This is a genomic window from Fundidesulfovibrio butyratiphilus, assembly GCF_054657235.1.
This window is the reverse complement of record NZ_BAAHXA010000001.1, coordinates 1,853,571-1,879,519: the sequence shown is the minus strand read 5'-3', so window position 1 is coordinate 1,879,519 and position 25,949 is coordinate 1,853,571. Positions and strand designations below refer to the sequence as shown.

At 60.8% G+C, this 25,949-nt stretch carries 32 protein-coding genes and 1 pseudogene; 7 read left to right on the top strand and 26 right to left on the bottom strand.

Features of this window, described 5'->3' with window-relative positions; genetic code table 11:
• The first annotated feature begins 45 nt into the window (after positions 1-45).
• The 4 genes and pseudogenes from lepA to ACYQ01_RS08740 form a co-directional block, all read left to right on the top strand.
• On the top strand, positions 46-1,848 hold the full coding sequence (gene lepA / locus ACYQ01_RS08755; protein ID WP_459933454.1) for a translation elongation factor 4: 1,803 nt from the start codon (positions 46-48) through the stop codon (positions 1,846-1,848).
• Between the two features lie 87 nt (positions 1,849-1,935).
• The gene (gene lepB / locus ACYQ01_RS08750) at positions 1,936-2,541 is read left to right on the top strand and encodes a signal peptidase I (RefSeq protein WP_459933453.1); all 606 of its coding nucleotides are present in this window, start codon (positions 1,936-1,938) and stop codon (positions 2,539-2,541) included.
• Positions 2,542-2,832: 291 nt separating this feature from the next.
• The gene (gene lepB, locus ACYQ01_RS08745; RefSeq protein WP_459933452.1) at positions 2,833-3,432 is read left to right on the top strand and encodes a signal peptidase I; all 600 of its coding nucleotides are present in this window, start codon (positions 2,833-2,835) and stop codon (positions 3,430-3,432) included.
• A gap of 8 nt (positions 3,433-3,440) precedes the next feature.
• A pseudogene (locus ACYQ01_RS08740) lies at positions 3,441-4,514 on the top strand (YifB family Mg chelatase-like AAA ATPase); the annotation flags it as partial.
• Here ACYQ01_RS08740 and ACYQ01_RS08735 read toward each other — a convergent pair.
• From ACYQ01_RS08735 to ACYQ01_RS08615, 25 genes are all read right to left on the bottom strand, one after another.
• Positions 4,474-6,054, bottom strand: a complete 1,581-nt coding sequence (locus ACYQ01_RS08735; protein ID WP_459933451.1) for a recombinase family protein — start codon at positions 6,052-6,054, stop codon at positions 4,474-4,476. The pseudogene ACYQ01_RS08740 and the gene ACYQ01_RS08735 overlap by 41 nt on opposite strands.
• A 285-nt stretch (positions 6,055-6,339) precedes the next feature.
• Positions 6,340-8,841: a DNA methyltransferase gene (locus ACYQ01_RS08730; RefSeq protein ID WP_459933450.1), complete on the bottom strand. Its 2,502-nt coding sequence runs from the start codon at positions 8,839-8,841 to the stop codon at positions 6,340-6,342.
• Positions 8,838-9,086 carry a YkgJ family cysteine cluster protein gene (locus ACYQ01_RS08725; RefSeq protein ID WP_459933449.1) on the bottom strand — a complete coding sequence of 83 codons (249 nt, stop codon included), beginning with the start codon at positions 9,084-9,086 and terminating at the stop codon, positions 8,838-8,840. Before ACYQ01_RS08725 ends, ACYQ01_RS08730 begins: the two co-directional genes overlap by 4 nt.
• Positions 9,083-9,310, bottom strand: a complete 228-nt coding sequence (locus ACYQ01_RS08720; RefSeq protein WP_459933448.1) for a hypothetical protein — start codon at positions 9,308-9,310, stop codon at positions 9,083-9,085. Before ACYQ01_RS08720 ends, ACYQ01_RS08725 begins: the two co-directional genes overlap by 4 nt.
• Before the next feature lie 179 nt (positions 9,311-9,489).
• Positions 9,490-10,005, bottom strand: a complete 516-nt coding sequence (locus ACYQ01_RS08715; RefSeq protein ID WP_459933447.1) for a hypothetical protein — start codon at positions 10,003-10,005, stop codon at positions 9,490-9,492.
• Positions 10,002-10,337, bottom strand: coding sequence for a DUF551 domain-containing protein (locus ACYQ01_RS08710; RefSeq protein ID WP_459933446.1), 336 nt, complete (start codon positions 10,335-10,337; stop codon positions 10,002-10,004). Before ACYQ01_RS08710 ends, ACYQ01_RS08715 begins: the two co-directional genes overlap by 4 nt.
• A gap of 82 nt (positions 10,338-10,419) precedes the next feature.
• Positions 10,420-10,620 carry a hypothetical protein gene (locus tag ACYQ01_RS08705; protein ID WP_459933445.1) on the bottom strand — a complete coding sequence of 67 codons (201 nt, stop codon included), beginning with the start codon at positions 10,618-10,620 and terminating at the stop codon, positions 10,420-10,422.
• A gap of 80 nt (positions 10,621-10,700) precedes the next feature.
• Positions 10,701-11,108 (bottom strand): hypothetical protein, encoded by a 408-nt coding sequence (locus ACYQ01_RS08700; RefSeq protein ID WP_459933444.1) that lies wholly within the window; start codon positions 11,106-11,108, stop codon positions 10,701-10,703.
• A gap of 3 nt (positions 11,109-11,111) precedes the next feature.
• Positions 11,112-11,768, bottom strand: a complete 657-nt coding sequence (locus ACYQ01_RS08695) for a hypothetical protein (protein WP_459933443.1) — start codon at positions 11,766-11,768, stop codon at positions 11,112-11,114.
• 353 nt (positions 11,769-12,121) lie between these two features.
• On the bottom strand, positions 12,122-12,400 hold the full coding sequence (locus tag ACYQ01_RS08690) for a hypothetical protein (protein ID WP_459933442.1): 279 nt from the start codon (positions 12,398-12,400) through the stop codon (positions 12,122-12,124).
• A gap of 55 nt (positions 12,401-12,455) precedes the next feature.
• Complete coding sequence (locus ACYQ01_RS08685; protein WP_459933441.1) at positions 12,456-12,674, bottom strand: hypothetical protein; 219 nt, start codon at positions 12,672-12,674, stop codon at positions 12,456-12,458.
• 304 nt (positions 12,675-12,978) lie between these two features.
• Positions 12,979-13,269 (bottom strand): hypothetical protein, encoded by a 291-nt coding sequence (locus ACYQ01_RS08680; RefSeq protein ID WP_459933440.1) that lies wholly within the window; start codon positions 13,267-13,269, stop codon positions 12,979-12,981.
• A gap of 202 nt (positions 13,270-13,471) precedes the next feature.
• Entirely contained in the window at positions 13,472-14,329 is an 858-nt protein-coding gene (locus ACYQ01_RS08675; protein ID WP_459933439.1) for a hypothetical protein, read from the bottom strand.
• Entirely contained in the window at positions 14,326-14,727 is a 402-nt protein-coding gene (locus ACYQ01_RS08670; protein WP_459933438.1) for a hypothetical protein, read from the bottom strand. The genes ACYQ01_RS08675 and ACYQ01_RS08670 overlap by 4 nt, the downstream gene beginning before the upstream one ends.
• Positions 14,724-15,191 carry an ASCH domain-containing protein gene (locus tag ACYQ01_RS08665; RefSeq protein WP_459933437.1) on the bottom strand — a complete coding sequence of 156 codons (468 nt, stop codon included), beginning with the start codon at positions 15,189-15,191 and terminating at the stop codon, positions 14,724-14,726. The genes ACYQ01_RS08670 and ACYQ01_RS08665 overlap by 4 nt, the downstream gene beginning before the upstream one ends.
• Positions 15,188-16,909, bottom strand: coding sequence for a DEAD/DEAH box helicase (locus ACYQ01_RS08660; protein ID WP_459933436.1), 1,722 nt, complete (start codon positions 16,907-16,909; stop codon positions 15,188-15,190). The genes ACYQ01_RS08665 and ACYQ01_RS08660 overlap by 4 nt, the downstream gene beginning before the upstream one ends.
• Positions 16,910-16,918: 9 nt before the next feature.
• A complete protein-coding gene (locus tag ACYQ01_RS08655; RefSeq protein WP_459933435.1) occupies positions 16,919-17,743 on the bottom strand; it encodes a hypothetical protein in 825 nt (274 codons plus the stop codon).
• Positions 17,744-17,757: 14 nt separating this feature from the next.
• On the bottom strand, positions 17,758-18,585 hold the full coding sequence (locus tag ACYQ01_RS08650) for an ATP-binding protein (RefSeq protein ID WP_459933434.1): 828 nt from the start codon (positions 18,583-18,585) through the stop codon (positions 17,758-17,760).
• A gap of 3 nt (positions 18,586-18,588) precedes the next feature.
• Positions 18,589-19,026 carry a hypothetical protein gene (locus ACYQ01_RS08645; protein ID WP_459933433.1) on the bottom strand — a complete coding sequence of 146 codons (438 nt, stop codon included), beginning with the start codon at positions 19,024-19,026 and terminating at the stop codon, positions 18,589-18,591.
• Positions 19,027-19,042: 16 nt separating this feature from the next.
• Positions 19,043-19,255 (bottom strand): hypothetical protein, encoded by a 213-nt coding sequence (locus tag ACYQ01_RS08640; protein WP_459933432.1) that lies wholly within the window; start codon positions 19,253-19,255, stop codon positions 19,043-19,045.
• Positions 19,256-19,389: 134 nt separating this feature from the next.
• A complete protein-coding gene (locus ACYQ01_RS08635; RefSeq protein ID WP_459933431.1) occupies positions 19,390-20,214 on the bottom strand; it encodes a hypothetical protein in 825 nt (274 codons plus the stop codon).
• An 867-nt stretch (positions 20,215-21,081) separates the two neighbouring features.
• Complete coding sequence (locus ACYQ01_RS08630) at positions 21,082-21,633, bottom strand: ATP-dependent Clp protease proteolytic subunit (protein WP_459933430.1); 552 nt, start codon at positions 21,631-21,633, stop codon at positions 21,082-21,084.
• Positions 21,630-21,890: a hypothetical protein gene (locus ACYQ01_RS08625; protein ID WP_459933429.1), complete on the bottom strand. Its 261-nt coding sequence runs from the start codon at positions 21,888-21,890 to the stop codon at positions 21,630-21,632. Before ACYQ01_RS08625 ends, ACYQ01_RS08630 begins: the two co-directional genes overlap by 4 nt.
• A 289-nt stretch (positions 21,891-22,179) precedes the next feature.
• Positions 22,180-22,461: a DUF5334 family protein gene (locus tag ACYQ01_RS08620; RefSeq protein ID WP_459933428.1), complete on the bottom strand. Its 282-nt coding sequence runs from the start codon at positions 22,459-22,461 to the stop codon at positions 22,180-22,182.
• Between the two features lie 140 nt (positions 22,462-22,601).
• Positions 22,602-23,210: a hypothetical protein gene (locus tag ACYQ01_RS08615; protein WP_459933427.1), complete on the bottom strand. Its 609-nt coding sequence runs from the start codon at positions 23,208-23,210 to the stop codon at positions 22,602-22,604.
• 263 nt (positions 23,211-23,473) lie between these two features.
• Here ACYQ01_RS08615 and ACYQ01_RS08610 point away from each other — a divergent pair, with 263 nt between their 5' ends.
• A complete protein-coding gene (locus ACYQ01_RS08610; RefSeq protein ID WP_459933426.1) occupies positions 23,474-23,755 on the top strand; it encodes a hypothetical protein in 282 nt (93 codons plus the stop codon).
• A 608-nt stretch (positions 23,756-24,363) separates the two neighbouring features.
• Here ACYQ01_RS08610 and ACYQ01_RS08605 read toward each other — a convergent pair.
• Complete coding sequence (locus ACYQ01_RS08605; protein ID WP_459933425.1) at positions 24,364-24,570, bottom strand: hypothetical protein; 207 nt, start codon at positions 24,568-24,570, stop codon at positions 24,364-24,366.
• Positions 24,571-24,633: 63 nt separating this feature from the next.
• Here ACYQ01_RS08605 and ACYQ01_RS08600 point away from each other — a divergent pair, with 63 nt between their 5' ends.
• Positions 24,634-25,140 (top strand): hypothetical protein, encoded by a 507-nt coding sequence (locus ACYQ01_RS08600; protein ID WP_459933424.1) that lies wholly within the window; start codon positions 24,634-24,636, stop codon positions 25,138-25,140.
• Between the two features lie 2 nt (positions 25,141-25,142).
• A complete protein-coding gene (locus tag ACYQ01_RS08595) occupies positions 25,143-25,946 on the top strand; it encodes a hypothetical protein (protein WP_459933423.1) in 804 nt (267 codons plus the stop codon).
• Positions 25,947-25,949: the final 3 nt, after the last annotated feature.

The following is a 25,949-nucleotide window of genomic DNA, read 5'->3' as shown; positions in this document are numbered from 1 at the left end:
GTCCCATCTTTTATGGCGCTTTGCAACTCCATACCCGGGACATCCATGGCCAAACAAGAGCGCATCAGAAATTTCAGCATCATCGCACACATTGATCACGGCAAGTCCACCCTGGCCGACCGCATCCTGGAGATCAGCAAGCTGATCACCGCCAGGGAGATGCGTGAGCAGTACCTGGACAAGATGGATCTTGAACGCGAACGCGGCATCACCATCAAGGCCCAGACCGTGCGCATCCCGTACACGTCCAAGGACGGGAATTCCTATATTCTCAACCTCATCGACACGCCAGGGCACGTGGACTTCTCTTATGAGGTGTCGCGCTCCCTGGCCGCCTGCGAGGGGGCGCTGCTCGTGGTGGACGCCACCCAGGGCGTGGAGGCCCAGACCCTGGCCAACGTGTTCCTGGCCCTGGACAACGACCTGGAAATCATCCCCGTGCTCAACAAGATCGACCTGCCCAGCGCCGACGAAATCCGGGTCAAGCAGGAGATCGAGGAGGCCATCGGCCTGGACGCCTCGGACGCCGTGGCCGTGTCGGCCAAGACGGGCCTGAACGTGGATCAGGTGCTCGAAGCCATCGTCCACCGCCTGCCCCCGCCCGAGGGCGACCCGGACGCGTCGCTCACCGCGCTCATCTTCGACTCGTGGTACGACCCCTACCAGGGCGTGGTGGTGCTGTTTCGCATCATGGACGGGCGCATCCGCACGGGCGACAAGGCCATGATGTTTTCCACCAAGGCCCAGTTCGAGGTGACCAAGCTGGGCGTGTTCTCGCCCGGACCGCTGGACGTGTCCGAACTCGGTCCCGGCGAGGTGGGCTTTCTCTGCGGGGCCATCAAGAACCTGCAAGAGGCGCGCGTGGGCGACACCATCACCCTGGCGTCCAATCCGGCCCCGGCTCCGCTGCCCGGCTTCAAGGAAATCAAGCCCATGGTGTTTTGCGGCCTCTATCCGGTGGAGGCCAGCGAGTACGAGCAGCTCAAGAGCGCGCTGGAAAAGCTCCAGCTCAACGACGCGGCCTTCCACTTCGAGCCCGAGACCTCCCAGGCCTTGGGTTTCGGCTACCGGGGCGGCTTCCTGGGCCTTTTGCACATGGAGATCGTCCAGGAGCGGCTCGAACGCGAATTCCAGGTGGAGCTCATCACCACCGCGCCTTCGGTGGTCTACAAGGTCGACACCGTGAGCGGACAGACGCTCACCATCGACAATCCCGCCCGTCTGCCCAAGCCGCAGGAAATCGCCACCCTCTACGAGCCCTTCGCCCGGGTGGAAATCCACGTGCCCAACGAATTCGTGGGCAACGTCTTCAAGCTGTGCGAGGAAAAGCGCGGCATCCAGAAGGATATCCGCTACCTGACGGCCAGCCGGGTGATCATCACCTACGAGTTGCCCTTCGCGGAGATCGTCTACGACTTTTTCGACCGCTTGAAGTCCGGCACGCGCGGCTATGCCTCGTTGGACTACGAACTCATCGACTACCGGGCCTCGGATCTGGTGAAGCTGGACATCCTCATCAATTCCGACCCGGTGGACGCGCTTTCGGTTATCGTGCACCGCGACAAGGCCTATTACCTGGGCCGCGACGTGGCGCTCAAGCTGCGCAAGGTGATTCCTCGCCAGATGTTCGAAGTGGTGATCCAGGCGGCCATCGGGGCCAAGGTCATCGCCCGGGAGCGCCTGGCCCCCCTGCGCAAGGACGTCATCGCCAAGTGCTATGGCGGCGACATCACCCGAAAGCGCAAGCTGTTGGAAAAACAGAAGGAAGGCAAGCGCCGTATGAAGCGCATGGGCAACGTGGAGTTGCCCCAGGAGGCGTTCCTGGCCGCCCTCAAGGCCGGGGACTAGTCTCCTCCCACACCGAACCGAAACCACACGCGCAACGGCCGGGGCCGCCCCCGGCCGTGGTTTTTCGCGCCCGAGAAAGGACCGCCGATGAATCCCAGATGGCAGAAACTCTTGAAGGAATATGTTGAAGCTCTGGCGGTTGCGCTGATTCTGGCGCTTGTCATCCGCACCTTCGTGGTGCAGGCGTTCAAGATTCCGTCCGAATCCATGGTGGAAACCCTGCTCGTGGGCGATCACCTGCTGGTGAGCAAGTTCGCCTATGACATCAAGGTCCCCTTTGTGGACAAGTCGGTCTACAAGACCGGCGATCCCCAGTTTCAGGACGTCATCGTGTTCGAATATCCCGAGGATCGGGAGCTCGACTACATCAAGCGCATTATCGGCCTGCCCGGCGACACCATCGAGCTGCGCGACAACGTGCTCTTCCGCAACGGCAAGAAGGTGGACGAACCCTACAAGCACCTGGACGACATCCCCGGACAGAAGGCCACCTTCGGACCGGTGACCGTGCCCGCGGGACACTATTTCGTCATGGGCGACAACCGGGACCACTCGGCGGATTCGCGCTTCTGGCACCCCGAGAACCGGTTCGTGCCCCGCGAATACATCCGGGGCAAGGCGCTGTTCATCTACTGGTCCTGGGACGGCGTGCCCAACGTGCGCTGGGGGCGCATCGGCCAGGTCATCCACTAGGGGGACACCCATCACGTAGGCGTTTCCCCGCTTGGCGCGTACCGGATCGTCCCCGAAACAGGCGCATGGTCTTTCGGGGACGCCACGGCGCGGGGCTTGAGCGCGACGATCCGCCTTTACACGAAGGCGTTTCGGTGGTTTCCTGAAGCCTGGGGCGCGGCGCGATCCCGTCGACTCCGACCGGGCGACGGGCCGGTCCAGACCTTTCGCCTCTCTCTTCCGCCGGGGCGGGCCTTCCCCGTCGGCGGATGTCGGCTTTGCGCACGCTCTTTATCTTAAGGAGGTTCGGCCATGCGAAACCGCCTGCGTTCCATCCTCGCGGACTTCTGCACCTCGGCGGTCTGGGCCGTGGGACTGGCTTTTTTCATCAAAGCCTTCCTGTTCCAGACCTTTTTCATCCCCAGTGAATCCATGGCGTCCACCCTGGTGCCGGGCGATCGGCTCATCGGCTGGACCTCGGCCTACGGCGCGCGGGTGCCGTTCACCGACATCACCCTGACTCGGGGGGACGATCCCAAGCGGGGGGACATCGTGGTCTTCGAGTTCCCTCCCGACCCTTCGAGCGACATGCTCATCAAACGGGTCATCGGCTTGCCGGGAGAGCGCCTGGAGATGCGCGCGGGCAAGATGTTCGTGGCCGGACGTCCCCTGGACGAGCCCTACGTCACCCGCGATCCGTCCGTGGGCGACTCCATATGCGATTTCGGCCCCGTGACCGTGCCCCGGGACCAGTACTTCGTCATGGGCGACAACCGCGACCACTCCTACGACTCCCGCTATTGGGGCTTTGTGCCCAGGCGCATGATCCGGGCCAAGGCCGCCTTCATCTACTGGTCCGGCGAGAACCTCGCCCATTGGCGGTGGGGACGCATGGGCACGGTGCTGGACTAGGCGAGCGCGTGTCCCTCGCCCGCTCCCTGTCCGCCGCCCTCGCCGGGGTGGAGGCCTATACCGTCACGCTGGAAGCCGACCTGGCGCGCCAGGGCATGCCCTCGTTCACCATGGTGGGCCTGGCCGAGGGCGCGGTGCGCGAAAGCAAGGAACGGGTGCTGGCCGCGCTGCGCAATCTGGGCTTCCGGTTGCCCCCGGCGCGCGTGACCGTGAACCTGGCTCCGGCCGACATGCGCAAGGAGGGCAGCGCCTACGACCTGCCCCTGGCCCTGTCGCTGCTGGCCGCCGCCGACGTCCTGCCCGCCTCGGCCCTGGAGGGCTATTACCTGGCCGGGGAGCTTTCCCTGACCGGCGAGCTCAAGCCCGTGCGCGGGGTGCTGCCCGTGGCCCTGCGGGCCCGGGCCGAGGGCGCTCGGGGACTCATCGTGCCGGCGGCCAACGCGGCCGAGGCCTCGGTGGCCAGGGGGCTTGACGTCTACGCTCCGGCCGATCTGGGCCAGGCCGTGCGGTTTCTGGAAGGTCGGGAAGCCCTTGCGCCCCAGGCCTTCGACGAGAGCCTGCTCGCCCAGGACCCCGACCCCTTCGCCCTGGATTTTGCCGAGGTCAAAGGCCAGGAACACGCCAAGCGCGCCATCGAGATCGCGGCGGCCGGAGGGCACAATCTGCTTTTCATCGGCCCGCCCGGATCGGGCAAGACCATGCTGGCCAGGCGGCTGCCCACGGTGCTGGCTCCGCTTTCCTTCGACGAGGCCCTGGAGGTGACCAAGGTCTATTCCGTGGCCGGGGAACTGCCCCGGGGCGGCCGGCTCGTCACCAGCCGTCCGTTTCGCTCTCCCCACCACACCATTTCCGACGCCGGACTCATCGGCGGGGGCGTGATTCCCCGACCGGGCGAGGTGTCCCTGGCGCATCGGGGGGTGCTGTTTCTCGACGAATTGCCCGAGTTCAAGAAAAGCGTGCTCGAAGTGCTGCGCCAGCCCATGGAGGACGGACGCGTGACCATAGCGCGGGCCAGCGTGTCGCTCACCTATCCGGCGGACTTCATGCTGGTCGCGGCGATGAACCCCTGTCCTTGCGGTTTTGCTTTTTGCCGCCAACGGGTAGCGTGAATCGCGTAACACGCCCCTCCTGAAGCCAAAATTGGGGGCGCTCCGCAGCCAAAAACCGACGTTGATCGTCTTTCCCCCAGAAAGGAAACATGCTGAACGCCTCGGCGGCCAGAGTGGCCATCTCGAGAAGGTCCGCTCGTGAGACGTCTGCCGGGGCCTCTTCCGTGATGGCCAACTTTGTGCTCAAGCGCTGCACTTCTTCGTCCACATCAAGGAGGGTGGCGTTGAGGTCTCCCCTATCTATGACGCCATCCAGATGCAGGGATATAGCCCGCTTTCGCTTCTTTTCAAGGCGGGCGAGTCTGGTCTTGATGTTTTCGGCCTCACGTTCCCGCCGTAAGTCGCTTTCGACGGACCATACCTGACCCAGGTAGCCCATGATACGCTCTGCGTTTGCCAGGTTGTCGGCGATGAAGGCTATAACGACGTCTTCAACCTCGAGTCGCCGGAGGTAATGAGACCCGCATGCTTTGCCTCCATTTTTTTTGACGAAGTAGTCGCTCAAGTTGCGGCAGTAGTAGTAGTCCTTCACAGGACCGTATTTGCCGCCAGGTACGGTATACATAGGTGACCCACAGACACCACATCGAAGCAGCCCCTTGAACAAGAAGAGCCCAGATGAGTCCTCACGTCTGGAAGTGAAGCCATCTCTCTTTTGGACCAAGGACTCCTGCACAGCCCAAAAAACATCTTCTGAAACAAGAGGATTCTGGATGACCTGAACACGGATCGTTTCATGCGGGGCTCTAGCCACCTTGCGCCGGTCCGCCCTGCGTCCGTCTTCCTTCAGCCTGCGCTCTGGAGAACGCTTCTGCTTGTAGTGTCGCCAGCCGATAAAAAGCTCATTGCGAAGCAGGTTTTTGACTGTTTGCGAGCTGAATCCGGTTCGACGTCCGACTTCACAGAGGTTCTGCACTCCTTGATCGTGAAACAGTTCGAAGATCTCACGTACACGCTCCGCATCCGGCGTGTAGAAATATTCCCCGGCGCCTCGGTCATACCCAACGCCTGTGGGAAGACAGAGATCGTTCCCCGGATGCTTTCCTTGCCGACGCTTTTCTTCCTTGGCCCCGATCATACGCTTCTTGATCTGGGCGAGTTCATTCCCGGCGATGACGGATTGAAGGCCGGACATGAGAAACCCAGCCTGAGTATTCAAATCGATGACTTGGTCTGGCAGGTAGATAAGGGAACCGGCCTCTTTGATGTCTTGGAGGATGGCGAGAGAGCGGAAGTCGTCAGGACGAAGAAGGCGGTCAAAGTCGGCTGTTACTATGCCTCTGGCTCGTCCTGAGCGAATCAGGACGAGCATCTCTTGAATCTCAGGGGCATGGAGGGTGGCTGCCCCGGACACGTCAACTAAACGGTACTGGCGGATGACTCGCAGGGCGTGCTTGGCTATGGTCCTGCGGTTGGCCTCCTCCTGGCGTGGCAGACCAGCGCGATCCTCATCAGCTTGGTCTGCCGTGGAGACACGGAGGAGTTCAACAACGGGGATTGGTTCACGCTGCACGTCTGTCCTGTTCGAGGCCGCAGATTTCACGAGCCAAGTTCAGGGCTTTTGATTCGTCACCATCCCTGAGCGCCTGCTTCATGGCGGCCATACGCTCTCGTAACTTTCGCCCGGCAGAGAGGGCTGCGTCAAGGGCTTGAGGTATACCCGATGGCAGATGGCGTTCCATATCATTAAACTCCGCTTTAATCGTCCCGGCCCGCGTTAAACTTTCTGGCCGTTTTGTTTAATTGGATCACGCGCCCATGGCCATGCGGGCCAGGCGCAGGTTGTCGAGTCCCATGACTACATCGCCTCCCGGACGTTTCCGGTTTCGGCCTGGCAGAAGTCGAGCAGTGATGGAGCGAGCATCTTTTCTTCGGCGCCGCGCAGGTATTTAACGCCATCCAGAAAGTATTCGTGATTGAGTTCCACGCCGCGCCCGTGGCGGCCAAGAAGCACAGCCCGATAAGGCACGGTCATGAGGCCGGCAAAGGGGTCGAAAACGAGTTCCCCAGGGTTGGTGTATCGAGTGATTATGCGGTCCACGATGTCGAATTGCAGCGGGCAAACATGGTTGTTAAGGCCTTTTTGGGTCTGGTTTCCATTCAGGGTGCGCATTCTGGCGACGTCGTGCCAAACGCCCGGGTCGTGACTTCCGGGGGCAAGGCACATGAACCTGGCCGGAAGCGCTCCGCGAAGGTCCAGTTCCTCGCCTATTCGGACGTGCTCTTCGTAGTCGTAGACCGTCTGGAGCGAACGCTCGGTGAACGCCCGGGACAGCACGTCCGGGCCGAAACCGGCCATCTCGTCGGCGGTCATCAGGCGGTTTCCGCTCGACCTCCAGAACGCATGCGCGTCCACCTGCCACCTGGCCCGACTGTAGCCGGCCTTGTCCTTGGACACGGGCACGTCGGCGTAGCCTCGGGAAAGGTCGGACTGAGGCTTGCGAAAAAGCAAAATGTACTCGGGCGAGCCGACGCCCATTTTCGTGCCGTCCTTGCAGTTTTCCGACCAGCCCAACCGGTAGGTTTGGTTGTTTTCGCGCACCACGTCCGTGACCACGGTGATCATGCCGAGGTAGTCGAAGCCATGGCGCTGAGCGTGAAAGATGGCCTCGGCATGGAAGGGGCTCACGGTGGGCACGCCCTTCCCGGTCACGTTGCCGAACAGGATCCTGTCCTTGACGTGGCAGGCGTAGATGCGGCCAGGGCGCAAAACTCGCAGAAGTTCCGGGGTGAGAAAGTCCATCTGCGACCAGAAGTGGGCGTTGCCGTCCGTGTGGCCAAAATCGTTGTAGCTGGGCGTGTATTCGTAGTGATTGGCGAACGGAATGGACGTGTGCACGAGGTCCACCGAGCTTTCGCCCATACCCCGGCACTCTTCCACGCAATCGTTGTTGGCTGCCGTGAACAGCTTTCCTCGCACCTCGATGCGCTTTACGCCGATGGACCGGGCCAGTTCTTCGGCCATGCCCTGGGCGGAAAGGCCGTACTTGCGGATGATTTCGCTCATTGTTTCCACCATTTCCTCGTGCTGTCGCCATTTGCGCTTGAGCGCTTCCACGATGCGGGCTTCGGTGTCCGCGTAGATGATGTGAATGTCGCAGGCCTCGGTTTGCAGGTAGCGGTAGACCCGGTGTACGGCCTGAATGAAGTCGTTGAACTTGTACCCCACTCCCAGGAAGACCTCCTTGGAGCAATGGCGCTGGAAATTGCATCCCGACCCCGAAAGGATCGGCTTGGTGGCCAACAGAGAAAACTGCCCGGCTGAGAACGCCACCACGCGGCCCTCGCGCTCATCCAGGTCCTGGGAGCCGTAGACCTCCACGGCCGTGGGCAAGGCCTTGGCGATAGCGTGGCGCTCCGCTTCCTGGTCATGCCAGAGCACCGCATGCCGGCCAGGTTCAGCCTGTACGACCTCCATCATTTTGGCGATGCGTGCGGGCAGGCTGGCACGCTTTTCTCGCGAGGCTTCGGCCAGGGACACGGCGGCGTCCGAGACCAGCTTGAGCTGGCCGCGATTGTCTGTCCCCGGCGTGGAGCCGGACTTGACCATGTGCCAATGCACGCGCAGCGGCGGCAGCTCGTAGCCCTCGTCGCTGTAGCCGAGGTCCGAGGGCTTTTGCAGGAACACGGCCCAGGTGTTGACCCACAGCCAGAACTCTCGCTCCTTGTGCGGATAGAGGGTCAAGTTGTTGGCCTTGGTGCTATCCCGCTGAAAGAACCGCGTGAGGGCCTGGCCCGTGTCCATGACACCCAAGAATCCGGCATAGTGGATCAGCTCTTTGTACCGGTTGGGCGACGGAGTGGCCGTGGCCACGAAGCGATACGGCACGCCCTGGAAGAGGCCAAGAAAGCTCTGGTAGGTCAGGGAGCCGAAGGAGCGCAGCACGCTCGCCTCGTCCAAGGAAACGCCATTGAAAAGGTTCACGTCGAGCTTGCCGTCTCGTACGCTCTCATAATTGGTGAGGTAGAAGCCGGCTTCGTCCACCTCTTCGGTGCGGCGGATGAAACGGATATCGACCCCAAGCTTTTCGGCGTCGGCGCGGAACTCTTGCCGCACGCCAAGAGGGGCGACGATGAGTTGGCGCCCGCCAACATGCGCGCCGATAAGGCGTAGCGCCTCAAGCTGCATGAAGCTCTTGCCCAGCCCGAAGGCGGCGAAAATGGCCCGCCGACCGCCGCGCACGGCCCACCGGATGATGTCCGACTGATGCGGCTTGCACAGCGGGTTGACCGGGCCGGGCTCGAAGCCGGTGGCCTTGACGCGCACCATCTTGGCGCGAAGAAAGTCGAGGTAGCTCACTCTCCCCCCACTCGCCGATCTCCGGCGCAGGTGTATTCTCGGCAGGTCTCGGGCCGGCGGTCGTAGATGGCGCAGCGGCCGGCGGCGGTCAGGTAGACGCACGATCCGTCCGGACGCCGGGCCAGGTGGACGACGCGGCGGTCCAGGCTGATCTGGTACAGGCCGGAAAGGTGCTCTTCGACCGTGACCGGCACCACAAACTTTCGGCAACAGGCCTGGCCGTGGGGGCACGAAGAGCAATTCATTTCACAGCCCCCGCCCGGCTCCACAGCCGAATCGCCCGCCAGGTCAGCACGCCCAGAATCACGCTTTGCGCGGCCAGGCCCCAGGCCCCGGATTCCAGCGCCCAGCAGAGCCACACGATTTGCGCCCACAACATGCACCACTGGCCCCGTACGTCCATGCGGCCGATGCGCCAGACTCCGGCGATAACCAGGGCGGTGGCGATGAGGGAGAGGGCGTCACGCATGGCTGGCCTCGTCCACGACATTTGTCGCGGGTTTGTAGTCTTCACAATCAGACGCACACGGCCACAGTTTGGAAACAACTGGATTCTTGTAGCCGTCTCCCCATGTGTGTAGCGTGCAATGCCCATAGCATTGTCCATCACCAAAGACCGCGTGGGAGCAGGATGCACAAGGTGAAGGGTTACGCATGCCGCGCCTCCCGCCTCCGCTTCGCGGCGGCTTTCATCTCTTTAATCTGTTGGGTATACCTTGCGAGCAGTCCATCAATGCCTCCATCACAGGCATAGGCTACGCGAGAGAGCAGTGAGATCATAAGCGCGGCGTCGTTTTCCGCGACGCGCAGATCGGTGACGTGCTCCGGCTGCTTTGCCACCACGATTTTGCTCGGGTGCGCATAGAGCAGACCCCACGGCGTGGACACTTCATCTGGAGAAATCAGGCCGGGGGGCGTCAGGTAGTAGCGCAGGCGGCCCATGCCCCTCTCGGGGCGACGGCGAAAATATTTTTTGGCGTCGGCGCGGAAATCGGCCCGGCTGGCTTTGCATTCGACTAGGCACGATGGGAGGGTTGCCGCGAACCCCATTGCATCGGGGAACTCTCCGGCCAGCGAGGACACTTCGCCCACGACTACGGCGTAACGTTGGCCACGTAGCCAGCGCTTGGCGCGCTCGACAAGTTCGGCGTGGGTTGTGCTCACAACGCCACCTCCCCACCCCGCCCGGCGTCTTCCAGGTCCTCGGGCCGCACGTCCGCCGGAGGATCGGGCAGGGGCATGAAGTGGGTGGGGGGATAGAGGCTGAACCCCGTAGCGTCGCGCCAGCGCCCTCCCTGATACGACGCCTCATGAACAAAGCGTCCCAACCAGGGCTTCCCCTTGCGGAACCCGGTGATGAGGACGTGAGTTCCGTCTGTCGGGGCCTCGTCAATGGAGCGCCAAGCGCTCCCCGTGTCGTACTCGCGACACGCCGCAATAAACCTTTCGTCGTCCAGTATTGTGAGCAAGAGCGTCAGCGCGGACGCTTCGCTCACAACGTCTCCTCCTGGTTCGAGGAAACGCGCAAGCACGGATTGTGATTGTTCAACAGCCGCTTTGTAGGGGTTTATTCGTTTATTACTCATGGCTGTTTTCTTCCCCGAAAACGGCCTCATTCTCCCGCACCATGCGCTTAATCGCCTCGGCGTGCTCCCTGGTGTGCACACCGTAGAAACTTGCCACTGTGATGTTGAGCTTTCTTAGACCGCTCATGTTCGGTTTATCCAGGCGTTTTGTCATGGCAACATCGAGCCTCGTTCCGAATTGTTGAAAGGACATCACCGTCCTCCTACAGCCTTTAACGCAGCACACGCGACAGCAACAGGCATAGTTTTAAAGGTCGATGGTGAGGGGGTGCATTAGGCGTCCCCGCCCTCAAGCGCAGCAAGCATCGTCTGGATGCGCCTGTCCAGGGCCACGGCAAGATTGTTGCGAACGAAAAAACGCGCGGCCTCATAGAAGTCTTCCATGGATATTCGCACACCATTGCGCTCTGCCCTCAGGATCGGTGCGCGCGAAGAAAGGACTCTGACCTCAAATCCATTCCCGGTTGCCCCGGACAGGTCCTTGATGCGCATCGCTTTGCGTGGCCCTCCAATGGCCAGGTAGGAGGGGCCATCTTTGACGAAAATTGGGTAGTGCTCCGCGCCTTTCCTGCCGGCCTTCGGGATACAACGCCTATGCGCATATCCTTCGGCCACCACGGTTCGTGCACCGACCTTGCCGCAGTAGACACAGCGCCTTGGTGGAGAGTTTGACCAGGCCATGGTCTATTCCTCCCCGCCCGGCTTGGACTCGATTGCAGAAAGCAGACGGGCAACCTCGTCTGCCCATTCTTCCCGCTCTATTTCGTTCAAAAACGTTGTGAGCCCGAACACAGAAACCCGTTGAGAAAGCACCTTCTCTCTCCAGGCCCGCAACGAATCCCGCTCCGCTTCGGCTTTGGCGAGCTTGTCCTTCAGCTCTTCGTGACGATCAATGAAACGCGGGATGAACTCGGCCGGCGACTCATTGTAGTTGTCGCTTCCAAGAATCTGGTACGCTGCGTTGGGGAGCAGGCCAGCCATCTCCCTGTATTCGTGCCTCCACCAAAACGCTCCCTCGGCATCGCCTCCGCATTCAGGGCAGTCGCACCGACCAAGTGCTTCGCCGGGAGAATGCTCGCACTCGCTCACGTGGCCCATCCAGTCGCAGGAGGAACACGCAAGGCTCCCTTCGATTGCGCGATCTTCAGCCAGGTCAAGAGCATCCATAAGCCCTTCAGCCGTGGCGATTGCTTCCCCAGCGGCCAGACGCCAACGTGTTCCGGAGCGGATCATGCGTTCGTCGTGCTCGCGGAAGAATGTCGTTTGCTCGAGGTTGAAATCCCGCTCGGCCTCGGCCTTCTCGGCGCGGGTGCGGAGGGCGGCGTGGTCTGCTATGAGCATTATAACATCCCCGACAAACGCACTGTCACCGGCGGTATAGTTTGGCGTCCCTGTCCCTTCGTCACGCCACTCTACAAGACGGTTAAGCGCTCCGTCCAAGGTGTTGTCTGCGTCCTTTAGTCTCTGCTGAAGCGCCTCAACTTCAATGCGGGTTTTCTTCCCCGCGTATTTGGATAACAACAAACGCTGGGGGGTGATATTTGCTACGTCGTCTACCGTCCGACACCCGGCGTCAAAAAGAGCGTGTATGGACCGGGTGCTTGGGAGAAATTTGCAAAACACGTCTGAATGGCAAATTGACGCAAAAAAAGACTTCCATTCAGGGTGCTTTCTTAATGGTGTGGTCTTAGGCATCATTCCCCCAGTAGCTTCGCGGCGTCTGAAATAACAGCAGCAGCATTTGTAACAATGTGGTACTGCGAGTCTGGTACATCGCTAGTTATACCGTACAGGTCAGATAAAGAAGCGAGTAATATCCGCGCCAACTCTTCAACTTTATTCCCCCTCCGTACTTCGTCCAGCAGGGCGCGGATGTCGGTGGGGGCGTGTATGATAAAAGCATTCAGGCTCGACAGGCCGTCCAGAATATCGCGTTCACGCGCTGCAATCGCTTCGAGGTCGCGCTCATCCATGGTAGTCCTCCAGTCGCTTGAACGTGATGAGCCACACCGAAGGGGTATGGGGCGTTCAGCCATGGTTCACCCACCTCAACACCTTTTCCACCCCCACCAGATGCTCTTTGCACAGTTCCCAGAACTTGGTTGTTTGGCACGCCTCGCACAGGTCCTGCGCCACAACGACGTCATCGCTTGACCCGCCGGCATCGCGGCGTCGTCCGGCGGCGACGGAGATCGTCGAAACTCGCTCGACCGACCCGCATCGGTCGCACTGCTTAATGGTGGCCATTGCCGTCCCTCGCAAACTCAGGGACGCAATCCCAATGCACTTCACACATAATAGCTATGTACGAGCGGCCCTGCGCTTTGCGCTCGTTTTGTTCCTCGTCTGCCGGAAAAAGTTCGACGAGCGTTGAATACTCCCCCGCCACGATCTTTTTTTGGCAAACAGGGCATTCATAATTCGGCGCGTCGTGCGGCTTTGGCCCAATCCTTCCGCCCATGGTCACTCCTCAAAATTTGTGTTCCTCGTCTCATCTCGGACCGCCCAGGACGGGCGGCCAGAGGGAGGCGGGGAGGGTCAAGGCTATATGTCAAGCGTGTTCAAGACGGTTCAGTCGCGGCCAATAGAGTTTCGCCTGACGTTTTCCGTCTCCAACCAGCACAAAGTAGCTTTCGGCGGGACGCCCGAACCGCCCGTCAAATTGGCACTTGAAGTCGTCCCGCTTCCCTTCGAGGTAGAGTTGGCTGCGCAGTTTGGGGATGACCTTCCAAGGGTCTTCGTTGGGGGCAAGGACGTAGACGACCGTCCCGGTTTTCCAAGTCCAGCTCCCTTGGGCGGACGACGTCCACGTCACCTCGTCTCCGAGTTTGAAAGCGGCCATGGCTACGCGCCCTCCTTCTCGTCCTGCTCCCGATCCCATTCCGTGCAAGTCTGCCGTATTCTGGCCACAAGATCGGGCTCGCTGACGATGAAAACCCCACAAAGAGGGGATCCGTCTTCATTACTGCCGATGATATTGATCTGTCCGGCACCTATGTCCCTACAGATGGCCATCGCCTGCCTCATAGTGGTGTCCCCGTCGATCACTCCGCACCTCCCGCCGTCATCAGCGGCATGTGCTTGGCGTATTCCTTGGGCGGGATGATGTTGGCCTTGGCGTCGAAGTAGATTCGGCTCCCGCACACGGCCGGCGGGGTGTCCTCGTTGACTTCGCAGGTGATGATAGCGGCCAGGGCCTCGGACGGCAGGCCGCACGCCTTGTCGAACGTGATGGTCAGCAAGGCCTTAACCTTAGCCTTGTAGCTGGGATCGTCGCGGTCCACCGCGTCCGTGATGACCTGTTGCAGCTTGCGTCTCAGGTCCCGCACCAGGCGGCCACGGTCGATTCCGGCTACGATCAGGATGTCAGCCAGGCTGGCCTTGTACTCGTGGTCCGTGGTCAGGCGGTGGATCTCGCCAAAGGCCCCCTCCAGCTCGGCTTCGAGCTCCCGCACCCGGGCTTCGAGCTCGAACACACGCGTCCAGGCAACCACCTCATGCACGTACGGCGTGGGCCAGGAGAGCGGATCGTCGAGGAAGGCATCAACAACCCGACCGCAGGCGCGCACCGACTCCGCCCGGGCGGGTTCTTCGGGCATGGGAGGCGTGGCCACGGCCGGAGCGACCTTCTCGACAGGCGGGGCTTCCACGCCGTTCTTCTCAATCTGCTTCTGCGCCCACTTCAGGGCCGCGTCGCACTCCTTGACGCTCCAGCGGTCAAACGGCTTGGAGCGCTTGTTGTTGGCGGCCTCAAACAGCCCCACTCTTTCCAGGTAGGCCCTGGTTTCGGCACGCTTGGCCGCGGCTTCGGCCTGGCGCTGGGCGGCCTCTTCCTTGCTGGGGCGGCCGGGGCCGGCCTTGCCCCCGACAACGGTAAGGTGTTGGGCAGGTGCAGCGTTCATGACGTCTCCTTCGACATGGGTCTTCCGCACACCGGGCAGTGCGGGTTTGGTTTGAACTTGGTCCGCTTGTGCATGCGCTCCAGCCAGTCCGGCCCGAGGTAGCGCGCCATCTCCTCGTCCGTGGCCCCAAGCATCTTCAGCATGTGGTACATCTCGATCCAGCCATCCTCGCAAAGCCACGTCCGAAACACGGTCGGAGCATCGCAGGGTGAAACCAGCACCCGTTCTCCGCTGGCTGGCATTTGCTGGAAGTAGGGGAAGCGGCGCACATCCTCGGCGTCTGCCGCATCCCAGCAGGCGCGGACCAGGGCTTCCACCTCTTCGCGGGAGAGCTCATTGAAGGGCTTGCCCATGATGCCCTGGTCCTGCAGGTGCTGCGCGAGACGGGAGAGGTTCATGCGAGCACCCCCTGTGTAATCGCGTCCTGCGCTCTCACGCTGGGCGCGACATATTCGACAGGGAAGAAGCCCAGCCGGCCCTTGCAGGCCATGAACGCCAGCGGCCGGGCGTCGGCGAGAACCCAGTGCCAGTGCCCGGGCATGGCCCAGGGCGACGGGTGGTTGCGAACGCAATCGACGATGGTGGCCACGCCCACGATGCCGCCGGTCAGGTCCTTGAGCATATTGAGGGTCAGGCGGTCGGGCAGGGTGTGGCCCGCCCCCCAGGCGATGGACACCGCATATTCCGTGGCGGCGCAGACCTCGTCCATGCCGAACCAGGCGCTGGCGTGGATGAGCACGGGCCCGCGATGTCGGGTGTGCCAAGTGCGGTTTTCGACATCTTTCCCGCCGTTGCAGATGAACCAGGCCCAGGGCTGACGAACGGAGACAGCGACGGGGGGGAAGGAGAGGGAAGTGGTCACGCCGCAACCCCCAGGGCGCGTTCGATCAGCGCGCGCTGTACCTGGAACTCAAAGTGGCAGGCGGCCGAATACTTGGTGAAATTCGAGGCCCCGAGCAGGTCCTGTTCGATGACGTAGCCGAACCTGGCCAGCATCTCGATCTGCTTGGTTGTGGCCGGCTCGTCGAGCCAACGGCGGCTTTTGCGGGTGCCCCCGTCCGTCTCATGCTCGCGGAGGTAATCGTCAGCGGCGGCCATGGCCGGGAGCCGATCCGAGACGGCGATGCGTTGCAAGCCGTGGCCGCCCTTGACCTTTCCCAAGGCGTGCCAGGTGTCCCCATCCGCCGAGAATATCCCGGCCCAGGCCTCGAACCCTTTGGCGATCATGGCCCGACCAGACCCGAACAGGTCTGTGTAGCGGAACGGCGAGGCGTCGAGGATGTCCATCTCCGTGAGTTCCACCTGTTGGATGGTCACGCCGTCGTCGGCCCCCAGGCGTTCGAACCGGAAACCGCAGAGCGGGCAGGTCTTCACGTTGGCGGGGACTTCCGCCCCGCAGCCCCTGGCCCCGGTCGAATCCGGCACGCGATAGTTGTCGCTGTCCTCGACCGGGCAAATCTTGGTGATGGCCTCGCCTGGCTCGCGCTCGACGTCATCCTTGAGCAGTGCGTCTTGGGACAAGTCGCCGTGGTTGAGCAGCGACGTCCCGAAGTCGAGGATGATGCAGTCCCGTTTGACCACGCCCGGGTGCAGGTTGGGATCGACGGTGCGCAGGCCACGCCCGGCCATCTGGATCAGCGGCCCCTTGGCGCTGGACTTGCGGAGCAGGACCACGCACGAGGTGGGCTGGGAGTCCCAACCCTCGGTGAGCACCATGACGTTGGTGACCACCTGGATTTCACGGCGGTCGAACCGGCGCAGGATCATTTCGCGCCGGGAGTCCTGCAGGCCGCCATGGATGCACTCGGCGGACACGCCCGCCGACCGGAAGGCCGCGGCTACGTCTTCGGCGTGCTGAACAGTCGAGCAGAAGATGACAGTCTGCCGGGCGCCGGCTTTCTCGCGCCAGTGCCGGACCACTTCGGTGTTCACGGCCACGGTGTTGAGGATCTTCTCGACCTCGACCTGGTCGGCCCAGTCCGAGACGTTGCCCAGAGCGCGGAGTGCGTCTTGCGTGCCGGGCACGTCCACCACGAAGGCTTTGGGCGGGACCAGGAAGCCCAAAGCGACGAGTTCGCGGATGGTGATTTGATCGGCCACGTTGTCGAACACCCGGCGCAGGCCCTTACGGTCGGAACGATCTGGTGTGGCCGTGAATCCGGCCACCATGCACTTGGGGTTGCGCGCCTTGACCGCCTCAATGATGTCCAGCCAGGTCTTGGATACGCAGTGGTGCGCTTCGTCGAGCATGAGCAGGTCGATTTCAGGGATGCCGGCCAGGTGCCGGTGGAGCGTCTTGTCCATGGCGAAGGTCACGTCGCCGCGCCAGGACTTCACGTCGGACGTAAACAGGCCAACCTTCGCTCCAGTGAGGACTTTTCGGTACTTAGCGAGATTCTGGCTGACGAGCTCCTGCCGGTGTTGCAGGACCAGTTGGCGGCCGCCGATACGGCCGCCAAGCATGGCCATCATGATGCTCTTGCCCGCGCCGGTGGCGGCCACGGCCAGAGTGTTGCCGTGGCCAGCCAGGGCGGTGCAGGCCTTGTCCACAAGACGATTTTGGTACGGTCTGGCGATCATGGAACAATCCTAGAACGGCACGTCGTCCATGCCCGAGGCTTCGGAGGGGAAAACATGCTGACCGGTAGCCGGGGCCTGCCCTTGTGCAGCACCGTAAGAATGGGGCTGTTGCCCAGCCGGTTGGCCCTGGGCCGGTTGAGCCCAGTTAGGGGCGGCAACGCTCTGCTGAGGCTGCGCCTGCTGGGCAGGCTGCTGGCTGGTGGCCGGCGGAGCTCCCCAAGCGGTAGGGGCGGCAGAGGGGGCCGGCTTCTGATGGTTTATCGGGGCGGTCCAAGACGGAGCAGCACCACCGGTAACCTGGGGGATTTCGGGCAAGGGCTTATCGGAAATGAACTCTCCGCCGTTCATGACCGAGGGGTAGGCTTCGTGGTTTGGGGTGACGACCTTCTTGATCTGATTGTTGACGTACCTGTCGCCCGCCTTGGGCTTCTCGCAGCCGACAACGATGCCAAATATGACGCCGTTCAGCTCTGCCCAATCGTTGAGTCTGCGTCCCTGCATGGCGGTCGGGCTTTGATCGTCGGGAGGAATGTTGCGCGACGCCTCGACGATGGCGCGAAGCTTTTGTCCGGCGATCTTGACCGCCTTCATGCCGTCCTCGGTCTGGGCTCCCACGCCAAAATTTTCCCAAACTTTGCGGCCGGTGTAGGTACCGGCCAGAACCTCAAGCTCGCCGTCCAGGTACTCGAACCCAGAATCCGCCCTGCAAATCAGAGGATGAGGGCCTGGTTTTTTGGGCTGCCTGAGATTCAGCCGGACCAAAACGATGGAGTCCGGAGGGATGGCCCCGACGACGTCGCGCTGCTGCTCGTACTGATTGAAATCAATGACCATGACACATCTCCTGCCTACGCGGCGTCGGGTTGGGGTTGAGGCTGGGTCTGGCCGGTAGGGAGCGCGTAGCGCCCATCGGTGGCTTTGCTCAGCTCACGGTGGAAGGCGGCCCATGTACGGTCCTGGCCGACGTAGATTTCGTGCGGGAGGCTCCACCGGTTCTTGGCCACATAGGCCGGGCGCTCATCGGTGTAGAGGACGCGCTCACCGGTGCCGACCGCACGGAACTTGTCTTCGCCCTTCGCCCCGCCGTCCTTGGTCTTGATGGCCTGGCGGCGATAGTTGGCGAACAGGACCATGTCGGCCCACTCCTGCCAGAGCGCCCAGGCCCGCTTGTGGAGCTTGATCTGGTAGCGGTCGTAGGGCTCGCCGTCCGGCGGGTCATGGCGCTTGATCTCGGCGTGGGCCACCAGGACGATGGCCATGCCGCGATTGAGGCGCAGGGAGTCGAAACCGCCCATGACCATGCGCCAATCGGCGTCGGCTTCGACGTAGCCCTTGCCGTAGCCGGCCTTTTCGATGCTGGTTATCTCCAGCCGGGCGCAGGTGTTTGCCCAAACAATCGGCTCCATCCAGTCGAGCGAGTCCACCACAAGAGTGCCGTACGGGTGATCTCCATGCAGGGCCTGGATGGCCTCAATGATCTCAGACATGGACGTGACCAAGCTGGGAAACGTCGGCACGTCGATGGCGGCTGCGCCATCCTCAACGCGAAGCAGGATGGGTCTGTCGAACGTGCATGCGAACGTCGTCTTTCCCAGGCCCTGCACCCCGTAGATGAGCGCTTTTTGCGGGCCGAACGTCGCCGCAGCGCTAGTGATGGTGTCAAGCGAGAAGGACATGGCCTAGTCCTCCTTGCGCTTGTAGGTCACCGCCGGAGCGCCGCCGGTAATGGTCATGGCGGCGCGCGCCTGGTTGGCGAACGCCTTGTCGCCGTACTCGAGGAACGCGTCCAACTCCTTCTTGGAGCGGGGCTCGAACTTGAAGCCAAACGGCTTGAGGAAGGCATCGTTGCCCATGGCCAGGCGCAGGGTGTTCAGCTTTTCCTGGTCGAACTTCACGTACTCCTTGCGCTGAATGGTCACGTCGACGCCCTGACCTTCGATCTTCGCGGTGTTCTTGCCCGGAGGGAACGTGGCCAGTTCTTCCAGCCGGCGATGGATTTCACGCAGCCTGGCGGTGGATTCGTCGATTTCGTCCTTGAGCTCCGCGCCTTCACGGATGAGGGCGACGGCTTCCGGTTCCTTCGGGAATTGGAGAACGCTTGCTTGGGCCGTCTTCATGGGATTTCTCCTGTGGTTAGGGGTTGTTCTTGGATTGGGCTTCCTGAGCTTCCAGCACGCGGGCGTAGAGCGCTCCGGCGATGGGAAAGCGCTTGTCGATCATGGCCAGGCGCACATCCTTCTCTTCGGGCGCTTTTCCCTGGCACGCGGCTTCCGGGCTGCTCCAGTCAAAGGGGCCTCGGCATTCACCGGTGCGGGGATTCTCGAGCGGGCACATCCCAAAGCACATGGTTCACCTCGTCCAGGTGATGCCCAGGCCCACCACGCAGGCCAGGACTATTCCCAAGGGTATGGCCAGGATTTCCAGCCAGTCGCGCCAGGCCTCGGTGTCACGGTCGTAGCAGCGCATAGGCACCTCCTTTCTTAAATGTGGCAGTCCACGATCCAAATCATGGTGTCCGGGGAGAGCGTTTCGAGCATCTGCTCAAACTCCTTCTCCCAGGTGGTGCAGTCTTTTTCGTCCGCGACGCATCCAAACCAGCCCATGTCCCCGCGCTCGCCCCATTTCCCGTCCTTGAGGTAAGCGAACGTGAGCGGGACGCTGTTCTTGGCCACGTAGCCTCCACGGTCCTTGTCGTGAAGCAGGTCGACGCCAGTGAGAAAGGAGCGGTTCAAGCACCACAGGCGGTACGTCTCCAAGGAGTTCGGCAGTCCGGTGGACTCCAGCATTCGAGCGAAGCGCCCCTTGGTCTTGTCGTCCATCGAAAAGAACTCGGAACGCCAGGCCTCAGCGGTTTTGTCAGCCTGGGCCACGCGTTGCATTTCTTCGTCCCAGCGCTTCCCGGCGGCCTGAGCCATGGCCTTCATCATGCCTTCCCAGTTGATGTCGCCGTGGCGGGCGGCGTCCACGCGCAGGGGATCATCCCCGTAGGGGTCGGGCTCGCCGCGCCGGAGTCGGAAATTTTTTGAAAATGTGCTCTCCTCACTGCGAATTCCGGCCACTCCGGCGCTCACAAGGAGGAAGCCAGCCCAGCGCCCGCCAAGCTGATACCAGTCCCACTTGGCGTTCGGGTTTTCCCAATACCCGCGCCTGCCTGCCTTCTCATCGAGGTCACAGTCCTCGTCTTCAACGAACGCTAGGAACTGCTCCTGGCAGTCACCCATGTTGTTTTCCTGAAACGGGGCCATCGCCGCCGCAAGCTCGCCGTGATTCTTGGGGCCGATCACCATGACGCTGAAATGACTCATGCTCGCTTCTCCCGTGGGTTCATAAGGCTCGCTTTCTCTGGTGGGGGCGGGAGCCGGCCTTTCGGCTCCCGCCCTTTGGCTGGGGGGAGGATGACGCCACCAGAGACAGCGAGCTCTTTTGGTTGGCGGCCCAGACCACCCGCTGGTTGGGCCGCCGTTGTCCATATGACCGGGCTTCCCCTTCCCGGATGCCGTGCATGAGGCGTTGTCGTGCTAGGTCATCTGGCTCCTTCCTTGGTTGAGGTTGTCGCATCGTCTCGTTTGTCCGGCCGTTCGAGGCTCGGAAGAGTGGCGGGCCGGGCTTGATACCGGCTCCGGTCTTGCAGGACTTGCTTTTCGGCAAGATATCCACCGGGGGTGATCGCCTGCTACGTTCGGCCCGCGTGTCCTTCCACGCCGCCGCCACTCTTCCAAACCTCGATTTTTCAAACACCTTCTCATCTCGCGCCCGCTAGCTTGTGGTCTTCCCTCTCTCCCGCTTCGCCCACCGTTATTGGGGCTCTGGGCCTTGCGGCCTTGGGTCTGCCGGTACCGGCCTCACCGCGTTTAGCGCCCGGCGGCGCGCCGTGGCCCGTTGGCCGGTGCGCGTCGTCGTTGGTTCCTGTTTAGTCGTTCGACAAAACATGTCAATATGAAATTTGTCGAACAGCAAATTGTGGAGCGAAAAAACATTCCCGCCCTCAGGCAGACGACAAAAGAAAACCCGCCGGGGCGGGCGGGTGCAGGTGGGCCGGGAAGCGGCAGGTGGTGCAGGAGGAAAAGAAAAGGCCCTCCGGGGAGGGCCTTGGGTTGACGGAGGGACTGTCCCTGGATTACTTCTTGCTAGAATGCGGAGAGGAGGGGAACATGATTCAAAAATTTGACGCCCTATCTCTGGAATACAAGTTGAATAACTGGAGCTCCTTGAGGGATATAAACGTCCTGAATGGCCTGCACGATTCCGCCCCGCAGGGCAAAGTCAGCATCCTTTGTGCTGGCCTGTCTGAAAAGACCCTTGATCTCTTCGCTTTCCAGAGAAGTCTCATCAGCGATTATTCCACCAATTTTGGCATGCTCTGCCTCAATAGCTTCTAGTTTCTCGCGAAGAACTTGTTCTTCAAGACGGACGTTTTCAACGTCTAAACCCACGCCGTGGAACATAAATGTTGAGTGCTGGCACGCTATTCTGTTTTTCCCAGCCAAAAATATTGCGTTTCCTATTGAGTCAACATTCCCGACATTGTGCATGGTTATGTTTGTTTGTAGCCCCTTCAGGGTATTGTAAACATGTATCCCATTAGAAACGATACCGCCTGGGGTTGAAAACAGATAGTATATATGATCGCAGCCATTTTCTATAACTTTGAATGTCGCCGCTAAAAGCTGCTCACACGTTTGAGCGTTTATTTCTGCGCTGAAAGAAATGTATACGGTTTTCATTTTCCCTCTCTGTTCAAGTTATGCAGGTTTCCCCCTTCAATCTTCTTCCCCTGCCCCCTTTCCAACTCCTCCATCATCGCCGCCTTGCTTGGGTAGCTCTTCCCGGCCAGCGGCCCACGGTGGACGTGGTAGCCGCCGTGCTTCCGGTCGTTGTGACCGCCGTAGGCGTCCAGGCCGCCGCCGTGGGCGTGGGCGAAGGATGCGGGGAGGAGGAGGAGGGCCAGGGCGAGGAGGAGTGCGGGCATAGTGCCTTTCATAACGGTATTCCTCTTTGGGGAGGCTAGTATGGACTTCTTGTTCCTTTTTTCCCTGTGTAGGGATTTGTATTCCCCTTTGTGCTCCAATTATCAAGTTTTGTGCTGTTGGGTGATGTTCTGACGTGAGGCGCAACATATTTTCCACTTTTTGTTGCATATCCCCTTACATGAGTTGTCCCGCTTGATCTGCTATAAGAGTGCCCCCTGGCGTACAAGTTTGAGCATGGCAGAAGAATAATTAACAGCGCTGAGAATATCCTTGTTAAGTGTCTTGTCATTGATACGCTCCCTATTCATCCATCTCAAATGATCTCATTTCTCCCGATTCCATGTCGAGCGCTTCAATTGTAACTGTCCCCCCGAAGCGAGATACAGAATTTACATCCATATACCTGTAACCTGTGTTGTAGTCGTAAACCTCAACCGTGTTCCCGGACCTGACAGTGTTTCCTTCATTAATCTCAATGTATGTGCTCTTGTCGTAATCATATCCACTCCATGTCAGTCCGTCAGCAGCGATAGAGAATGAGCCGATAACAAAAACGAGGGTAGCCAGTATGATTCTCTTCATCGTCGTCGTCCTCCTTGTGTAAAGATAGAATATTCTATTTTAAAGCCCAAAAAAAAGAAAGCCAATAACCAGCGACACCAGGCGTAAAGCCGCGCGTGATCGAGTAGGGGTGCGCGCACCACCCATGACGATCTGCGGATCTACTCGCCATGGGTGCCGGTAGGTTTTTCAGGTTGTCCCACATCAGTTGGACTGGTCTTCATGGTGCCCACCCGCTCCTCAGCAAGTGCAACGATACGATCTAGCGTTTTCTCAACTGCCGAAGCCATTGCCAGGGCCTCCACCATACTCAGGTCCCCTGGCTTTTTTACTCTTTGCGTCCATCGCTTAGAATCTGCCCCTTCGCCAAAAGCAGCAACAACAAATGCAGAAACGTCGAAAGGCTCTTCATCATTGTCTGCCTTGTCTGGGGGGAACTTCCCTGACTTCACAATTTGGTCGCGAAGCTCGTCTATGATGGCTATACACATTTTGCCTACGCCCTCGGAGAAGACAGGTACGGTCTCGACTTCTGGGAAAACCAACTCGGCGTTTAGTTTCTCCAGCACTCTGTCTAAATTCGGACTCTGAAAGCGCTTTTCCCCCTTCAGAAAATTATTGAGTCCAGCCGGGTCAAGCTCGAAGGCGTCGGCGAGCTGTTTCCGATTCTCAAAGGCCTTACCAGGGCCAATCAAACCCAAGAGCCTTTGGCGGATCATCTCCTGAAGGTCCATTTTCAAGACTTTTGCAGGTTTGGCCTTTCGTTTCAATCGGAGAACTCCAAATATGCGGTTGACATTGTTTGTCGATCGACTAAAACAGGGCGCATGAAACGCTTGAAAGACGAACTTGACGCCTATTTCCGGGCAAACCCGGGCATCAAGCCCTCTCATTTGGCCCGGGCCGCCGAGGTTGATCCTTCACTCTTTTCCGCCGTGAAGCACGGCAGGAAGGATGGTTGCAGTGACGTCACCTACCGCAAACTTCTCCCCTTCCTTCGCGGAGAACGCCTTGTTCAGCGAGAGGATGTCAGATGCCCGAGCTGACCCCCCACACCTGCCTCAACTGCGGCCTGGCCAAGCGCCTCGCCGGCGACTGGCCACGTCGCGGAGCGGCGACCTGCGCCATTACTCCCGGCATCGCCAGGGCCATGTTGCCCGGCGCGTACCGGGCCGCGTCGTCCGTCCGTGCCCTGCCGATCTACTCATCCGAGCCTTACGAAGCATGTGCTGCGTGGCGCCCGGTGGAAGCGGCTTGGTGGGTTGATGAGTGTACGGAAAAGAATTTTCAGCCAGGCCGTAAGGTCGAGGAGTAGGACATCATGGATGGATACGCATCTTGCCAGGACTGCCCTGACCGTCCGTTCCATATGAATGACTGCGCCATTCGCACGGGAGGGGCGTGTAACTGCGCCTTTCCCAGTGGCAGCATGAAGAATTGGAAATGCGGCGACTGCAAGAGCCGCCGCTTCCATTTGTCGGACTGCTCCGTTCACAATGGACCGGCGCTTCCTCCTGGGGGATGCGACTGTGGACTCAAAGTTTCGCGACAACTCGCGGAATAGCCTTGTCTCCTGCGGAGTTGTAATGCGGACGAGTCCCCTGGAACTCTTCACCAATCGTGCAATCTCGGATTTCGGCAACTGTGAAGAGATGCCATCCTGCCCCGGCTCCGCTTTGGCTATGTCCAGACACATGCCAGCATCGAAGCAGGCCCTGCCCGCTTGTTCCGTATCCGCAGCAATGCGGCTCAACGGTCCGCATTCCTCCGTTGTACCAAAGGTTGAGGGTTCTATGCCCACGGATTGCCTCGGCAACGGTTTCCATTTTCGACATTTCGGTCCTCCTGTTGGTTTTGGGTTCATTGGTCGCACAATCCCCATACCGGCAGGAGGGCCGGAAATAAAGCGAGCACGAATGAATATCACGTCTCCCACAGAAACCCCTGGCGCTGGTGCCCCTGGCCTGCCTCGAGGTGCGCCCAAATGAAGGCCACAATGTTTTGCATCTCTTCTTCCAGGGGGCCAGCCAAGGGCAGGCTCCGGTACTCCGGCTCCTGCCCAGGCTGGATGAACCTGACCAGGGCTATCGGGCCGGCGGGACCGGCGGGGAACGTGACTCGGATGTCCATGCTCTCTGCCTACAGCATGAAACATGAGCATTCGCCACGGCAAAAACAGAGGACCATTGCCAGATGAACCCGCGCCAATTCTTCGCCGCGTGCATGCAGATTCTGGGAGAGGAAAAGCTCTCGAAAATCTGGGGCGTGTCGCAGCGTCAGCTCTACAGATTCGCGGCAGACCCCATGCATTGCGGGGATTGGGCCTTCAACCCCCTGGAGCGCCTGCAGGAGACGGTGAAGGAACTCAAGATTTTCGGCCGAGAGGATATCGCGGCGCATGGCGTTCGATGCCTGGCGTCTACCCTGGGGTGGACGATCCAAAGCCCGAATCGCGCGACCCGCGACGTACGCCACATGGAAATCATCCGGGCAGTCACCGACTACCTGGACGCCGATGAACGGAACGTGGATTTCATGGAACTGGCCGAATACCGGGAGCGCCTGGTTGAGGCGGTCGAATCGCACTGGGTGCGCCGACGTGCGAAGGCTGTCAGCTTTCGGCGAAGCAACCGGACAAGCGCCCATTCCCAATCAAGGCGCTGGTGGTGGCCGTTTGGGGCCGCAAAAGAAGAGGAGTAGCCATGGACCAGATCAACCCAGCCGGCCTTTCCTCCGTCTCCACCGTCGATCCACTCCACAAGTGCACGCTCGGCGCGGCCGACTCTGCCGCAATGAAAACGACCCGGCTCCAGAAGCAGAACCGGCCCTGGATATGCTCCAAGCGCAAAGTTCGCGTGACCAACGCTCAGTGCCGAGCTGCCCATCTCGCCGGCGAGGACCGCCTGTGCGCGGGCTGCTCCATCCCGAATATTTTGCCAAAAACTGAGGAGGCAGAAGTGCCCAGCACAAAAAAGGGAATCTGCGAAAATTGTGGCGAAAACAACGTCCTCGTCTACCCCACGGGCGGGAAACGTCTGTGCCATGCCTGCCGAGCGCTCCATACGTTACCCAAGGCCCAGCTGGCCGACGAGCTGCCGGAGCCGAAACAACCCGCCGAATCAGCGCGCTCCGTGGAGATTCCCCCTTCCTGGGACGACTTCACGCCGTACACCTCGTCCAAGACCAGGCCCAACAGCTGTCACGCCTCGATCCGGGCGGGGAAAATCGACCTGTCCGTTGCTGTGCTCGAACTTTCCGGCCTCGCTGTCGGTGACCGTCTGGAACTCGCCTACCGCCAGGGGACCAGCGAAATCGCCATCAGGAAGGCCCCTCCCGAAAGCCCCGACCAGAACACGGCGAAACTGTGCGGAAAGCTCGGCTCAAGTCGTTACGTCTCTTGCCGTGCGCTGATCGAACGGTTGGGCGTCGAGAACCGAAAGCGGCTCCCCGTCGAGTTCTACCCCTGGGGCATTGTCATCAAGGCCGGAACGGAGCCGGCTGCCTAGAGC

Coding starts and splice junctions, on each gene's coding strand:
- lepA (WP_459933454.1), top strand. CDS start 46: ATGGCCAAACAAGAGCGCATCAGAAATTTCAGCATCATCGCACACATT.
- lepB (WP_459933453.1), top strand. CDS start 1,936: ATGAATCCCAGATGGCAGAAACTCTTGAAGGAATATGTTGAAGCTCTG.
- lepB (WP_459933452.1), top strand. CDS start 2,833: ATGCGAAACCGCCTGCGTTCCATCCTCGCGGACTTCTGCACCTCGGCG.
- ACYQ01_RS08725 (WP_459933449.1), bottom strand. CDS start 9,086: ATGAATTGCTCTTCGTGCCCCCACGGCCAGGCCTGTTGCCGAAAGTTT.
- ACYQ01_RS08720 (WP_459933448.1), bottom strand. CDS start 9,310: ATGCGTGACGCCCTCTCCCTCATCGCCACCGCCCTGGTTATCGCCGGA.
- ACYQ01_RS08705 (WP_459933445.1), bottom strand. CDS start 10,620: ATGTCCTTTCAACAATTCGGAACGAGGCTCGATGTTGCCATGACAAAA.
- ACYQ01_RS08700 (WP_459933444.1), bottom strand. CDS start 11,108: ATGGCCTGGTCAAACTCTCCACCAAGGCGCTGTGTCTACTGCGGCAAG.
- ACYQ01_RS08695 (WP_459933443.1), bottom strand. CDS start 11,768: ATGCTCATAGCAGACCACGCCGCCCTCCGCACCCGCGCCGAGAAGGCC.
- ACYQ01_RS08690 (WP_459933442.1), bottom strand. CDS start 12,400: ATGGATGAGCGCGACCTCGAAGCGATTGCAGCGCGTGAACGCGATATT.
- ACYQ01_RS08685 (WP_459933441.1), bottom strand. CDS start 12,674: ATGGCCACCATTAAGCAGTGCGACCGATGCGGGTCGGTCGAGCGAGTT.
- ACYQ01_RS08680 (WP_459933440.1), bottom strand. CDS start 13,269: ATGGCCGCTTTCAAACTCGGAGACGAGGTGACGTGGACGTCGTCCGCC.
- ACYQ01_RS08675 (WP_459933439.1), bottom strand. CDS start 14,329: ATGAACGCTGCACCTGCCCAACACCTTACCGTTGTCGGGGGCAAGGCC.
- ACYQ01_RS08670 (WP_459933438.1), bottom strand. CDS start 14,727: ATGAACCTCTCCCGTCTCGCGCAGCACCTGCAGGACCAGGGCATCATG.
- ACYQ01_RS08660 (WP_459933436.1), bottom strand. CDS start 16,909: ATGATCGCCAGACCGTACCAAAATCGTCTTGTGGACAAGGCCTGCACC.
- ACYQ01_RS08655 (WP_459933435.1), bottom strand. CDS start 17,743: ATGGTCATTGATTTCAATCAGTACGAGCAGCAGCGCGACGTCGTCGGG.
- ACYQ01_RS08650 (WP_459933434.1), bottom strand. CDS start 18,585: ATGTCCTTCTCGCTTGACACCATCACTAGCGCTGCGGCGACGTTCGGC.
- ACYQ01_RS08645 (WP_459933433.1), bottom strand. CDS start 19,026: ATGAAGACGGCCCAAGCAAGCGTTCTCCAATTCCCGAAGGAACCGGAA.
- ACYQ01_RS08640 (WP_459933432.1), bottom strand. CDS start 19,255: ATGTGCTTTGGGATGTGCCCGCTCGAGAATCCCCGCACCGGTGAATGC.
- ACYQ01_RS08635 (WP_459933431.1), bottom strand. CDS start 20,214: ATGAGTCATTTCAGCGTCATGGTGATCGGCCCCAAGAATCACGGCGAG.
- ACYQ01_RS08630 (WP_459933430.1), bottom strand. CDS start 21,633: ATGAAAACCGTATACATTTCTTTCAGCGCAGAAATAAACGCTCAAACG.
- ACYQ01_RS08625 (WP_459933429.1), bottom strand. CDS start 21,890: ATGAAAGGCACTATGCCCGCACTCCTCCTCGCCCTGGCCCTCCTCCTC.
- ACYQ01_RS08620 (WP_459933428.1), bottom strand. CDS start 22,461: ATGAAGAGAATCATACTGGCTACCCTCGTTTTTGTTATCGGCTCATTC.
- ACYQ01_RS08610 (WP_459933426.1), top strand. CDS start 23,474: ATGCCCGAGCTGACCCCCCACACCTGCCTCAACTGCGGCCTGGCCAAG.
- ACYQ01_RS08605 (WP_459933425.1), bottom strand. CDS start 24,570: ATGGACATCCGAGTCACGTTCCCCGCCGGTCCCGCCGGCCCGATAGCC.
- ACYQ01_RS08600 (WP_459933424.1), top strand. CDS start 24,634: ATGAACCCGCGCCAATTCTTCGCCGCGTGCATGCAGATTCTGGGAGAG.
- ACYQ01_RS08595 (WP_459933423.1), top strand. CDS start 25,143: ATGGACCAGATCAACCCAGCCGGCCTTTCCTCCGTCTCCACCGTCGAT.